Source organism: Microbulbifer maximicatervae (SeqCode) (assembly GCF_052467225.1).
In genome coordinates this window covers 2,677,191-2,691,055 of the sequence record NZ_CP174303.1, presented here as the reverse complement: position 1 = coordinate 2,691,055, position 13,865 = coordinate 2,677,191, and the positions used below count along the sequence as shown (strand labels likewise).

General features: G+C 43.0%; 8 protein-coding genes. 1 reads left to right on the top strand and 7 read right to left on the bottom strand.

Annotation, left to right across the window (positions count from 1 at the left end; translation table 11 throughout):
* Window positions 1-110 precede the first annotated feature (110 nt).
* Complete coding sequence (locus ACJJIZ_RS11860) at window positions 111-1,850, top strand: WD40/YVTN/BNR-like repeat-containing protein (RefSeq protein ID WP_444913518.1); 1,740 nt, start codon at window positions 111-113, stop codon at window positions 1,848-1,850.
* A 104-nt stretch (window positions 1,851-1,954) separates the two neighbouring features.
* On the opposite strand, the gene ACJJIZ_RS11855 is transcribed toward ACJJIZ_RS11860, so the two are convergent.
* From ACJJIZ_RS11855 to ltrA, 7 genes are all read right to left on the bottom strand, one after another.
* Window positions 1,955-3,352, bottom strand: a complete 1,398-nt coding sequence (locus tag ACJJIZ_RS11855) for a tryptophanase (RefSeq protein ID WP_444913517.1) — start codon at window positions 3,350-3,352, stop codon at window positions 1,955-1,957.
* Window positions 3,353-3,850: 498 nt separating this feature from the next.
* Complete coding sequence (locus ACJJIZ_RS11850; protein WP_444913516.1) at window positions 3,851-5,350, bottom strand: vanadium-dependent haloperoxidase; 1,500 nt, start codon at window positions 5,348-5,350, stop codon at window positions 3,851-3,853.
* A 1,059-nt stretch (window positions 5,351-6,409) separates the two neighbouring features.
* Window positions 6,410-6,655 (bottom strand): hypothetical protein, encoded by a 246-nt coding sequence (locus tag ACJJIZ_RS11845; RefSeq protein ID WP_444913515.1) that lies wholly within the window; start codon window positions 6,653-6,655, stop codon window positions 6,410-6,412.
* A 389-nt stretch (window positions 6,656-7,044) separates the two neighbouring features.
* A complete protein-coding gene (locus ACJJIZ_RS11840) occupies window positions 7,045-9,516 on the bottom strand; it encodes an ABC transporter permease (RefSeq protein ID WP_444913514.1) in 2,472 nt (823 codons plus the stop codon).
* On the bottom strand, window positions 9,510-10,205 hold the full coding sequence (locus ACJJIZ_RS11835; RefSeq protein WP_444913513.1) for an ABC transporter ATP-binding protein: 696 nt from the start codon (window positions 10,203-10,205) through the stop codon (window positions 9,510-9,512). Before ACJJIZ_RS11835 ends, ACJJIZ_RS11840 begins: the two co-directional genes overlap by 7 nt.
* A 353-nt stretch (window positions 10,206-10,558) precedes the next feature.
* Entirely contained in the window at window positions 10,559-11,212 is a 654-nt protein-coding gene (locus ACJJIZ_RS11830) for a hypothetical protein (protein WP_444913512.1), read from the bottom strand.
* A gap of 825 nt (window positions 11,213-12,037) precedes the next feature.
* Window positions 12,038-13,354, bottom strand: coding sequence for a group II intron reverse transcriptase/maturase (gene ltrA, locus ACJJIZ_RS11825; RefSeq protein ID WP_444913511.1), 1,317 nt, complete (start codon window positions 13,352-13,354; stop codon window positions 12,038-12,040).
* Window positions 13,355-13,865 lie beyond the last annotated feature (511 nt).

Genomic DNA, 13,865 nt, shown 5'->3' with positions numbered 1-13,865 from the left:
AATAACACTTCCATATGTTTATTTATAAATGAGTGACAACGTTTTGAATACTATCTCAGAGCCAAATGCAATACAATTGGCAAGCTTTGATCCAAATTATGGAGAATAATATGTCAGGGATGAACCCTCTCAGGTACGTTAAGTCTTGCCCACTTCTTTTAGCGGTCTGTTTATTATTTCTACAAGGTTGTGCGGGGCAAGTTAATATGCTACCAACATTGAAAGAAGACGTCCCTATTAGCGAACAAGATGGAATTGTTGTCGCTCGAATCATTAACGCCTCTGGAGTTGCCCTGCCGTTTAATCAACTCACAATTAACCCTGAAAACTTGAACGAGTCTAAATCTATAAAACCCGAACGTCTCCTTGCGGATCGACCAAAGCTAAATGGTACAACGGTATTTGCCTCTTCTGTCAAACCAGGGAATTACTCTATTAGTAGCATTCGGGCGTTCTATTCAAACGGTAATGGATGGTACAGCCGTTTCGTAAGTGCAGATGAGAAGCTGGGGACCTTTTCAGTTACGCAGGGTGAGGTCACTGATCTTGGTACTTTGATCTATTATCCAAAGCCACAAGGTGACAGATACCTTGACCTTTTGATTCGCGCGCCTGAATCAAAAGAAGGAGAGGTAATTGCAAAGCACTTTCCATTCATAAAATACGATCCTCAATCAATCAACGGGTGGCATATCGATGAAAATGATGAAGAGCGAGAGTCAGCTTATATATCCATTGCACAGAATCCTCTGACATACAGCGAAGAGTATATTTCTCCTGATAATTCCATCTACTTTCTTGGAAAGGTCGGCGTATTTATGAAACGTACTCCCGACGGGGACTGGGAGCTTGATGCTGTTGACACCAATCATGAATTAACGGCTATCGCACAAAACAATCATGGTGATCTAGTAGTCGGGGGGAGTGAAGGCGCCCTATTCTGGCGCTCTGCTAAAGGGAATTGGCTAGACATATCATTGGAGCATAATACTCACATTGAAAACCTGAGACTTCTAGATACAGGAGAGATAGAACTTCTAGTTACTCGCGACTTTGAAGTGAATATTTATAGGGGAGTAGTAGCAAATTCACAAGTAAAGTGGAAACTTTTGAATCAATACTCCTCAAGATCAGGTCAAGGATGGAAGCATATTGCGGAAGTAAAAATAGGGGAAATGAAAGCCCACACCAAGAGTGACCAACATATATACAATACAACTATTTTTGAATTCAACGGCCAGAATTACATAACTGTCCGTGAGCAATCAACGTATGGAAGTATTATATTTTCGCCAATCAATAGCGAAATCTTCATCTATGATCCTGAAAGTTGGATGATCGAAAAAACAGTAGATGATTTTGACCTAAATGCAATTATTGACGCAGGCGCAGTTCAGTTAGGTGTCGAGGAAGCTGGCTTCTGGTCCTGGACAGGAAAGCCAACCTATTACAAAATTGATAAAAATGGCAACCAGGATAAAATAACTACGTATATTAAAGAATGTAAAGAGAGTAAATCTTCCAGAAATCGCTGTATAAATAGAAATTTCACATTTCGATCCGTTCCCTGGTTCTCAACTGACAATGAAGCCGTTGCGATTGTTGGTTTTTCACAAAGTAACTTTTCCGGTAGGAATCGTGAAACAGAAACCAGAATCTTAACAACAACGGATGGCGGAAAAAGTTGGATATCTACAGACAATAAACCACCTACAGACTATTGTACCTCTATAGTTCCTCTTGTTGCCGATCGTTTATTAGTTTCCTGCGATGGTGCCAATGGTGATTTCTACGAATCGACCGACTTAGGGGCCAGCTGGAACCAGGTAAGACAACAAGATAATTTCTAGAAAAAATAAGGTGGATACAAACATCCAATGTATCCACCTTATTTTAGTTGTAAAATATACTAAAGAATGGTTTTGCTATAATAGAAAAAATAGTTATTTATAGCTCAAATCTCTGTAAATCTAGCAGTAAAATGTCGTAGAACTTGTGGCTCATACTCGAAAGCTAACCCCCGCAATTCATTGGCCCGCGAGCTAAGTTCGATAATCGCATCTGCTACATAATCCATATGATCATTTGTATAGACTCTACGTGGAATAGTAAGCCGCATTAATTCTAGATCTGCTTTCTTTTGTTCACCGGTATTCGGGTCCCGCCCAAGAAGTAAAGAGCCAATTTCCACAGCCCTGATTCCCGCTTCTAGATACAGCGCATTGGTTAACACCTGTGCCGGAAACTGCTCTGATGGAATATGGGGAAGAATCTTCGATGCATCTACAAAAACCGCATGCCCACCTGTGGGATATTGAATGGGTACTCCAGCAGATCTCAATCGCTCTCCCAGATAGGCCACTTGGCCAATTCGGTAGTTCAAATAGCTCTCATCGGCAGCCTCATAGAGCCCCCGGGCCAGCGCTTCCATATCGCGACCAGCCATCCCTCCGTAGGTCACAAAACCCTCCATAGGGACGCAGCGGGTTTGTACGGCTTGAAACAGTTCCTCATTGTTTCGAATACAGCAAAGGCCACCAATATTTACCATAGGGTCTTTTTTTGCGGACATTGTCAACATGTCCCCATATTGATACATCTCGCGAATAATTTCTAAAATCGATTTCTCTTGATACCCCTCTTCCCTTTGCTTTATAAAGTAAGCATTCTCGCAATATCGAGCCGAATCAATTACCACTGGGATATCATACTTAGTAGCAATTTCATAAACTGCCTGCATATTTTTCATGGACACAGGCTGACCACCAGAACTGTTACAGGTCACAGTAGTTATAATCGCACAGACATTGTGGCTTCCGTGCTCCTCAATAGTGGCAACAAGGCGTTGTAAATCAAAGTTACCTTTCCAGTCGTATGCTGTCGTGGTATCAAAAGCACGTTTATCCACCACATTAATTGCTTTTCCGCCATTTAACTCTATATGCCCTGCAGTAGTATCAAAATGATAATTTGAAATAAATACAGGCTCCGTCCCTCCACGCACTTGACGCATACGCTCAATCAGAGCAGGAAACAAAATTTGTTCTGCTCCACGCCCCTGATGTGTAGGAACAACCAATTTATACCCGAAAAAATGCTCTACTGCATTGCACAAATTGTAGTAGTTTCGGCTACCGGCATAGGACTCATCACCAAGCATCAAACCCGCCCATTGATTATCACTCATTGCACCAGTACCTGAATCTGTCAATAGGTCAATATAGACATCATCACTGCGCAGTAAAAACGGATTTAATCCAGCCTTATTGAGTGCAACCTCCCTATCTTTATAGGTTGTCATCTTGATCGGCTCAACCATTTTTATACGGAAGGGTTCAGGGATTCGCTTCATCACAATTATCCTAACAATACCTGCCATACTGCAGGCAATAACAATCCAATTATTATAAGTAAAGTAATTAGCATAAGAGAAACAGGACCGAATTATATTTTAATTAAAGTTAAGCCCTGTAAAACATCTAAAAACTGCAGAAATACATCAACGGGATATTGTTCCCTACTGAGATTCAGGCTCCTCTGTCAAAAATGATTGTCAAGTATTTCACTTCTTAACTTATGGTACAATAGGCTGCATTATCTATATGGCTTTTTCAGTCACTTGAGTGAACTTATTATCAGGTTCTTAGGTTCACATTTCTTGTGACCGGAAGCCACTCTGGACTTTCCAAGTAACGAGATTAAAAATTATCTAATGACAACTTAGCTCAAATTTTAAACATTGATGAACAGAGGTCCCAGAATAGAAACATCTAACTTATAAATGAGGCAGAAGATACTAATTGGATCCGAGCTTATCAATTAGTGATTCTTCTGCCCCACGTCATCTCTCTTAGTTACCTTCTAATTTTGAGAGGTAAAACTGAAAAGCACGATGTGCCACTTGATGACCTATCGCCTGCCCTGCAGGTACTGAAGGCTCAAAGTGTACACCTCCCCATACACGACTGTTACCACAGTCCTCTTCAAATGAAGTCCAGGTAGGGAAATATAGATTCAAGTCAGTTTGTGGTGTTACACCAGGTTCAATCTGAGAGCTGCCAGACAGCGCAGTTACAGAATATCCCAAAGTATCGCCTTGAGGTAAAAACAAGCGGCTTGTCTCGGCATGCGCAGCACAAAAGCTAGCTGATGCGGAGGGATACTCAGGATGATCAGCTACAGGCAGATAGCTAGTCCACTGACTGGCGGGCAAATCATTTACAGTTCCCTTTCCAGCGCCCCCCCAAGCCGTTACAGGTTCATCCTTGTAGATATACCGAACAGCAGAAAAAGGTCTTACTGAGTTATGGCGACGCTTTTCCTTCCAGATGGCAATTGCAGTATCAAAAGCTGCCATATTAGTCAGGAAGTCATAGTGTATGAAATCCATCAGGGATAAACCTTGAGATTCAGATGCAAAAACGGCAGCGAAGCCTAAGCTGAATATCTTCATGTCAAATAGCTCAGCTTTCATCTTCTGCTCATCAGTTAAATTCGCTGATGTAGCCAATACATCATTTACTTGCGCTACGTAACTGGGGTAGTTCCAAATTTTGGATTTAATTGGTATCGGTGAAGTGAACTCATCAGGAGATTCGTAGCTGTAGGGCGTAGTCAAGGCAATTTGAGGAGTTACGAACTGCTGAACCCGAAATACGCCTGGTCGCTCCATTAAAACTGCCGGCTGCCATTTTGATGGAAAACGCAGCTTGTAGGCAGAATTAGCAGGTTTAAAGTCAGTATAGTCGGCATAAGGCAAGCGATGATAAAGCTGGTTACCTTCATTACCTAACTGATTCATCCCATCATTGACACGTCCTTCCAGAACTTTTCTACCAGCATAATTTCCTATACCAATTGGTGTCGTCGTATCTTCTGAAATATTTTCAGGATCTAGCCCTAGCTCAATTAGCATGTCATCCCATTCAGATACCAAATGGGGAAATAAACCACTTAGTACTTTGTGGGAAGCATAGGTCAATGCAATATTTAACTCAGTATTATCTGTCGGCTCTGTCATTCGACTAATATCTGAGTAAACGCCCTTTGCTGTCGGATGATAAGGTGCTGTTGCATCAAACCAGGAGTTAGTGATAAGCGTTGTAAAACGGAGTACCAACGTCGCATCATTTGCAGCCGGAGACACTTCAAAGATTGCACAGGCTGCAGCTGGGATTATATTTTGTACCGCAACATTACAAGTCCCTAGCTCTTCAGAGCTACATTTTGGAGGCAATGAAACGTCCTCTAACTGAGGACAACTGATGGCCTGCACTTGCCAACTTGCTGACACAAACACTAATCCTATAATACTTTTTAAAGCTTTTTTATAAGTTACATCTTTTAGCATTGGATTTTCCTTTTTGCTATATCCATGTGACCAATGTAGCATCCTAACTACCGATCACTTTTTAATGATAAACACCTAAAAACACTTTAAAACAGACTACTCGCCCCCCCATTTCAATTGTAAATAACCATAATTCCTGACATTCTTTTAGTGCCGACAGCACTTGTATTATCAGAACCTAAAATTCAAAACCAACAATTAAGGCAAGCCAATGAAATTACTTGCAAAGTAATTACTTGTAAAGATACCAGCTCACAGAAACAGTAATTTTTTGAGATTCAAATTATTGGCGAGCACTTTTAAAAAGACAACAATCCATTTTTTCTTTTAACAAACTGCAAAGTCAAAAAAGTTACACTTTAGCGAATATTTTTTGGATTAAAAGGGGCGTCATCCCAGCATATATTTTCTATAAACACGAGCTAGCCCAACACAGATAGTGATAAAAGTACTAATGCGGCAGTACTTAATACTATAAATCCAACACATTTCCATTCAATTACCTAAATTACACCTTCTGCTAATATCGGATTTATTTGTCTTGTTTTATGAGCACCCAAATAATTAAAGCCCACTTAACCCAAATACGGATAGCGTGGAACTGCCATCATTGCCATATATAACAGCACCAGCTATTTGATTTTATTCTACTAGAATTGTATTCACTAGGAAATTACAGGCACTTACCTGACATTTCTTGAACAAGTACACTAAGTCGATCTGAACAACAAACCATCCCCTCAAAGGGAGTAAAGATAATTAGCGAGAAGAGCTTTATGAACGACAGCCTCATACTTTAGTGCCATCCCTGGCAGCACAATGTACTGTTAAACGAAGCCATAAACTGCATACACATCTGAAAGGCTCTGGAATAATCGCTTATAGCAATTTCCAGAAATAAGCCAACCAACAGTGGATTGGATTCAGCTTTATCAAGAAATATTATCTTTCGAGTGCGAGCAGCGTTAAATCTAGGAAAAATAATTTCACTCTAATTTACAATACTTAACATCTTTTCGACACACCACAACTTTTATACCAACTTAAAATAACAAACATTTAAAATGCTCTTCCAAGAGCTGTGTACCAATTTTTACCTGCAAGCATCTTACCTGCCTCCATTAGGTACTGAGCATCTTTAGTATCTATATATTTCTGACAAATATTGCCTATTTCACTATTTTTCAATTCGTCTGAAAGCTTATCCCAATCACTTGGGTCATTGTGAACCAGGGAGTAAAAAGCAAATGCTATTGTTCGCCAGTCTTCTCTATTATCTATTAGCTGATCAAGGCTTTTTTTCATGGATATTTCTCTTAGTAAATACTAAAATCATGTGCAGATTTAACTATACCGATAATTATCTTCACACTTTTTGCTCGCTAATATCACCGTAAACGGCGATGCACACTATGCCGAACACAGTGCGCCCAGAGGCATGGAACACTCTTTATAGGTATCGCAACACACATTTTTACAATTTACACACCATTAATATGCAACCTCCATCGTTAAGCAACTCTATATCTTCGCCTGTATTGTTCAGAAGACCATGCTGCCCCCCGGATGATCAAAGTTCATGTCTTCCCCTGAGACAGTTAGCGCGATCTACCGACGGACCTTTTGGCTCAAAATATTCTGTGATATTAATGGCCAAATCCTGTTGGTCTTCCACCACCAAATTGAAATGTTATTCACCCTGCGCTCCTTAACAAGGTCCCAACGGAAAACTTTAAACTGCTGCGATTGGCAATCATACCAGCGCTGCACACCACCAATGCACTGACGAGTAAAGTAGCAATGATCCATAACCAATCAGGCTTGTAATTGATGCCAAATTGAGACTGATAGATCAATTGAGCCGTAAGGTGAGTACCTAAAATGGCCCCCACGCTAGCAATTAAAGAAGTCAACAACCACTCAAACAGGCTTAGTTTACAGCATGCAAGGCGTGATTGACCAAAGCTGATCAGTAAAGCGTTCTTTTTACGCTCATCAGCTTCATAGCCTTTGACCGATGCACTGATCACCAACAGTGCCAGCAAAATAATCATCAAACTAAATCCAGATACCAGCTTAATGACCATCGACAAAGTATCATCAAAGCGTTGCGTTAATTCGCGAACCGAGATTAACCGCAAAGTTGGATGACGCAGCCAAAGCTCTGCCAACTGCCCCCAAGCAGTGTCGGCAAGCTCAAGGCTACCCATATAAAGAGGCGGTATTTGAAGCTGGTCCATGGTGCTTTGTGGCACATTAAACCAATAGGTGATGGAACCTTTGCCTGGTACATATTTATGACTGGCTTTGATTTCAAAGTTCAAAGATTGCCCCGCAACTTCAAACCGCAATTGATCGCCGAGCTTCAACCCCATATCGGTCATAACTTCTTGCTCCACTGATATTTGTTGCCAGTCAGCATCCCGATCTTGCCAGCGTTGGCCAATCACGGTTTGGTTGTTGTTTGCTTGCTTAATACTGAAATGCAAGCGGATAGGCTTTTGTAAGCTAGCCAAACTTTCGCTGGGGCCGGTGGTGAATTCCACCAAGGACTGACCATTGATATGGCTTAACTGCCCGTACCAAAATGGCTTTAATTGGCGAATCTCACTGCCAGTTTGCGCACTCCATTGGCGAATGTCTTGCACCTGTTGTTCATTGGCCTGGGTGATCATCAGATTACCATCGTGCTCGCGGGTATAGCCTTCCATGGTTTGACCAATGTCTTTCATCAAACTTAAGGTGAACAGCAACAAAGTGGCACACATGCCAACGCCCAGAATTTGAATGGATTTGCTGAGCAAACGCTGTTTCATCATATAAAAACCAAAAGCCATGATGCCCGTTGTACGGCTCGTCACCGTATAGCCCAACCTCAATACCAACCAAGTCAATACCACCATCAACATCAAGGTGGCCGCCATAGCGGATAGAGTCATGGCCGTGAGCAGACCGTTATCGGAGTAAACAAAGGCCACCACAGCCACACCGATTAACGCAAATCCATATCGTGGCAATAGGTGATTCGGACTCGCCATTTGGCGAATCAACTGCGCCGGGGTTACTTTGGCCATCACTAGCCAATTGGGAATTTGGAAAATCGCCAATAGGGCTAATAACAGCATGTAACTGTTGAATAAATCCGTCCATATCCGGGTGGCGGATAGGTCCGTAAACTGTATCTGCATTTGCTGCAAAATTAGGTATTCCGCCCCCCATGCCAAGGCGGTTGCCGGAATTAGCCCTGCAATGACTGTTAGTAGCCATTGACCAAATGATAAAGCAAACACTTGGGGTTTATTGCTGCCCATGGCTAAACACACCGCAGCAAAGCGCTGCTGGGATAACAACTGACGTCGACCAGCTTGGTCGATAGCAATGGCAGCCATCAAAAACAACAGTACCAATGCTAAACCCACAAAATTCTCAACCCGTTGCCAAAACATCGCCAGCGGATGGCCACTGTGTTTATCATAAAACTGTGCTGTCACTAGCTCAGTAGTGGCCCACTGTTTGAGGGTATTCAGTTCGCTTTCATCCCCCGTAAGTAAATAGCGAAAGCGGGCATTGTCTGCTTGTATCAGTGAAAGATCATCCAGGTGCACCAATGCACGCATCGCTACGGAATGGCCTTCGAGTAGACGGTCGGGTTCGTGTTGTACCAAACCTGTGAGCTTCAATTGTCCGTGTCCGATATCTAAGGATTGGCCAAGGGTGAGCTGCAGCGAAGCAAACAATCGGCTATCGACCCAGATTTCACCGGATTTAGGCCCATGGCTCAGGGATTGCCCTTGTCCATCCGTCTCAAATGCCACTTGCACTGTGCCTTGCACTGGATAAAGATCATCCACTGCTTTTAATTGAACCGCTTGCCAATGGTGATCATTGGTCAAGGTTACATTCACCAGCTGGCTCACGCTCAACTGCTGCGCATACTGGTGCAACTTGCTTAGTTGTGCATCGGTTAGCGCTTGATTCTGAGAAATCACCAAATCGCTACCGAGCATTTGCTGCAAATTATTGGCTAAATAAGTTTGAATGGAACTGCTGGTTAAGCTGAGCGTTAAAATGAAAAACATCAAAGTTGCTTGGGTCCAGCGAATTAAGCGCACATCCGCTTGGTAATATTGCTGGCGGAATAATTGCCACACTAATAAAATCAGCATACTGGGCCCGCCATAGCTGCAGCTTTGTTGCACGCCTTGACCGATAATTTGCCTTGGCTCAATTGCAGTAAAGTATCGGCCTGCTGCGCTAATTCCATCGAGTGAGTGACCAGTACCAGCCCTACGCCGTTTTGCTGACAGCAATCAAACATCAATTGCGCGACATGCTGCGCGGTATTCTCATCTAGGTTGCCCGTAGGCTCATCAGCAAAAATAAATTGCGGCTGCATTACAAAAGCACGGGCAATGGCCACCCGTTGTTGCTCACCACCACTGAGTTGCTGTGGTTTATGATACATTCGCTCAGATAACCCTACCTTGTCGAGCCATAATTCAGCTGTGGATAATGCGTGTTTGTCACCTTTTAGTTTTAAAGGCAGAGCGACGTTATTTAAGGCATCAAGTTCGGGTAACAAATGAAACTGCTGAAAAATAAAACCTGAGTTTTGACGTAGGTTCTTTAATAATTGTGGCTCACCGTTTTTCTGAAATTGCACCTCGCCAGAAACCGGACGTTCAAGGCCCGCCATTAACAGCAATAAACTTGATTTACCTACTCCAGAGGGCCCCACAATGGCGTAAGAATGGCCACTGTGCAGTTCAATATTTAAACCCTCAAACAGGCTGACCTGTTGTTTATCCAAAGTAAAATAATGGTCAATTTGCTTTAAGTGAATGCTACTCGACATAGTTAGTTTCTTTAAATAACTGGTTGAGTAGCACTTTAAAGAAGGAAAGGTGAAATGAAGGTGAAATCAGTAGAAATAAGTTACTAACTGGTCAGAGTACTAATAAGGAGACTTTATATTTTTGATAGCGCCGTGCTCTGCGTAAATTTTGTCCGACAACTATGATCTGTGATGCCGACTTTCTATTCTTATCAATATTGAGCTTTTCAGACATCATTTTCCAAATTGACCCTCCGAAATTTGAAGTCAATTGATGCCCTTACCCTAAAATTGACTTTTCATTGCCAATACCTGCAAGCCCTAAGGCTTCTCCAGTACCGCCGATATTATGGGCACCTTACATGATTACCTTGTTAGACATCGGGATCAGCTATTGTAATGAACGGCTTAATATCCCTAGCAGGTCCATTTGGTGCAACAATAGGACGGTAACTAGTAAACTCTGACAAAATATAGGAAATATCTAAAGCGGAATTGTCATCTAGCTCCAGGTTAATAATTAGTTTTTGAAGTTTATTAACTTTAAGACCAACCACACAGTTATAAACTTTTCCAATTTCATCCTCTGAGCGTTCGATTACGTCGCAAGAACCTCTATTAGCATTTAAAATCGAAACTCTTACTGGAGCAATATTAAAGTTCCCTGTCTTAGAGTAGGTTCTAAACCGAAAATATATATTTTGCTCCTCACTCATGGAAACTTTATTACCACTCAAAGGGATAATAGGCAAGCCCATAGGGCCCACTGAAAGCTCTTCATGACTCAAAAGTAATGGGTAGATAACAAGAAAACCATCATCGATAGGCACCGAGTAAAGAGGCGGCTTGTAAATCCCAGAACAGTGCTCGCCCAAAATACCTAATACAGCTTGGTTTTCTTCACACCAATCGTAAACATAGGTTCTCTGGTACTTTGGAGAAGGCTCAATTTCAAAGTTTTTAGTCTTACTAAGGGTTGAACAACCGGTACAAACTAAAAATACAAAAAATGCTGAAAATAGTTTCAATGCCTAAGTTCCTTATAAATGCCGTAGTGGTAGGACAGCCGGTTACCCGACAGCCCCCACGCAGATCCGGACGTGCGGAATTACCGTATCCGGATCCTCCGTTATATTATTTACCGCGCAGCTAAATCCTATCAAAGCTATTCACTCTACCCATCTTCGCCTTTTCACCCAATGACTGAAGTGCATAAACTTAGATTCAACTGAATGTAATGCTTGCACTTTTGTTTTCATACAATATCCAGTCCTACATGTCCGGTGTATGTATCGACTGCAAGCTCAATATAACTGCCAGCCCCTTCGCCCTGTAGACGGCTTTCCCGCCCTCCGACTACTATGAGCTGGTCCGACTCCCAAGACACCATCGTTCGGCTCGCTTATTCAGCTACACCGCCCTACCCATTCCTTTGGGAGTTACCTTGGGTCTCACAAGTTCTCATTCCATCTCTGTACGCATGCCACGACTTAAGAACTCCGCTAGGTCTCCACAATCTTGCCATTCAGGTAGCGAAAACAAATTCACTCCTGAGTTGATTGCTTTGTATGGACTTCGACCACGTTACAAGCCTCGTCACCTAGAATTTGCATTTCGAAGCGATACCAGCACTTCAGGAGCGCGCACTCCCTATGGCCTACATATTTCTCTGTCTACGCTTCACGTTGATTGTTCGCTCGTGCATCCTGCCTCTCAAATACCCCTAATTTAAAGCTCCGCACAACGCGCAAGACTCGATACTGGTGAGTGGCTAACTCATACCAGGCTGGGACTTTCACCCAGCAAGATGCAACAAGCTTCGCTTGTCGCACTAATCGGGATAGGGAGGCACCTCACGATGCCTCTCCTCCCACACCACCAGGCATACGGATCACGTACCATGGCGGTTCAATTCTATTCCCCTTCCTATCTGCCAATTCGGGCAGCCCCAAGTTCCTAAAGTATCTATTTGGCAATGCTCTGTAAAGGGCAGGACTTTTGCTTAGCCTCCATGGTCCATGCGCTGATTTGGCCGTGTTCCACGCTAAAAAGCGATCAACACCCAGCCTTCTTAATCTGCGGTAACCACTACGTCCCCATTGCTTCCATAAATAACATCGCAACTTCCGCCTTATCCACTTGTCCAGATCTTTCAGAGGGCTCAGTACTTCACTGATGTCAAAGTACGCTTTCCAACCAAGCAGGGACTTCTTTAACTCTTCTATGATCTGAGTAAACTTGCGGCCTCGTGTTCGGCGGGTGACCATTCTGATCTTTGCCTTCAATTTATTAATCGATGATTCTGATACCTTTATCCGGGCATCCTTCTTCAGCAATCTAAATCCTAGAAAGCTCCGCTTCCAGAAGTGATCCTCTGCACTCTTCTCAGTATTTACTGTGAGCTTCAGCTTACATTTGATGAAGTGCGTAAGGCTTACTTTTATCCGCTCTGCAGACCGACGACTTCCCACCAGAATTTGAAAATCATCGGCATATCGTACAAAACTGAGTTGCCGCTTGTGCAGCTCCCAGTCCAGTTCATTAAGCACAATGTTCGCTAGAAGCGGAGATAACGGCCCACCTTGCGGGACGCCTTTTGTTGTAGTTATTACCTTGCCATCGACTACCGTTGGCGCTTTTAGGTATCGGTTTATCAACCCCAGCACATCAGCCGGTATTCCGCTTTGCTTCAGTGTTAGCATGAGCTTGTCATGATTCACTTCATCAAAGAAGGATTTCAAGTCCATATCGATCGTCCAGCGCTTTCCTTGCCGAACAAAGTTTTGGACCTGTCTAATCGCCTGGTGTGCCGATCGATTTGGTCTAAAACCAAAACTAAGAGCATGAAACTTCAGCTCCCATTGCTCACTGAGTATCTGTGCGATAGCTTGCTGGATCAATCTATCTTGCACCGTTGGTATACCCAATGGACGCAGGCCTCCATTGCCTTTTGGTATAAAGACGCGTTTCACCGGTTGAGGGCGATAGCTACCACTTAGCACCTTTTGTCGGGTAGCAATCCAGGTCTGCTTAAGATGTTCCGGCAACTGTTTTACCGTCATACCATCGAGACCTGGTGCACCCTGGTTACGAGAAACTTGTTGTAATGCTCGAAACAGATTATTCCTATCTAGAATTCGCTGTATTAAAAGAGATGAGAAATTGGACAATGTATGATTAAGTTTCCAGTTTGATGTTCACCCAGAAAAAAAATTTTTTTTCGCTGGTAACTAAGTTACTTGTCAGATGCAGTCATCAAGCTCTGCGTTAATAATACTGTCCAGAATTGTTCAGGCCTTCAGTAACACGAAATCTACCTACTATGCCTTCTGCTGACTTCTATAGGCCGGTCAAAACCAATCTCTCAGTTTTCAGTTATTCCATTAACAACCCATAGACCTCCCAGGGTAAGACATTTAACTTTCTTCACGTAGATGCTGGATTTATAAAACGCAGGCCAGTTGTGGATGGAGAGCTTTATGGTCACGTGCCCACTGGCTCCACCTGCGTCACACCTCATATCCAGTTCTTGTTCATCACCCCGTGAATTTGCGTTGGGCTTCCTCCAGCCAATACCTCGCGATATTGACCTTGCCCTTTCGCTAACCTTCGGCTCCACGAATACCTGGTAAGAGGACTTCCACCTCTCTAGTTAAATGCCATGCCTGGCACACACGCCAA

What these genes read in the sequence shown, in the direction of transcription:
- ACJJIZ_RS11850 (WP_444913516.1), bottom strand. Translation starts at nt 5,350, where the DNA reads ATGCTAAAAGATGTAACTTATAAAAAAGCTTTAAAAAGTATTATAGGA.
- ACJJIZ_RS11840 (WP_444913514.1), bottom strand. Translation starts at nt 9,516, where the DNA reads ATGCTGATTTTATTAGTGTGGCAATTATTCCGCCAGCAATATTACCAA.
- ACJJIZ_RS11845 (WP_444913515.1), bottom strand. Translation starts at nt 6,655, where the DNA reads ATGAAAAAAAGCCTTGATCAGCTAATAGATAATAGAGAAGACTGGCGA.
- ACJJIZ_RS11835 (WP_444913513.1), bottom strand. Translation starts at nt 10,205, where the DNA reads ATGTCGAGTAGCATTCACTTAAAGCAAATTGACCATTATTTTACTTTG.
- ACJJIZ_RS11855 (WP_444913517.1), bottom strand. Translation starts at nt 3,352, where the DNA reads ATGAAGCGAATCCCTGAACCCTTCCGTATAAAAATGGTTGAGCCGATC.
- ACJJIZ_RS11860 (WP_444913518.1), top strand. Translation starts at nt 111, where the DNA reads ATGTCAGGGATGAACCCTCTCAGGTACGTTAAGTCTTGCCCACTTCTT.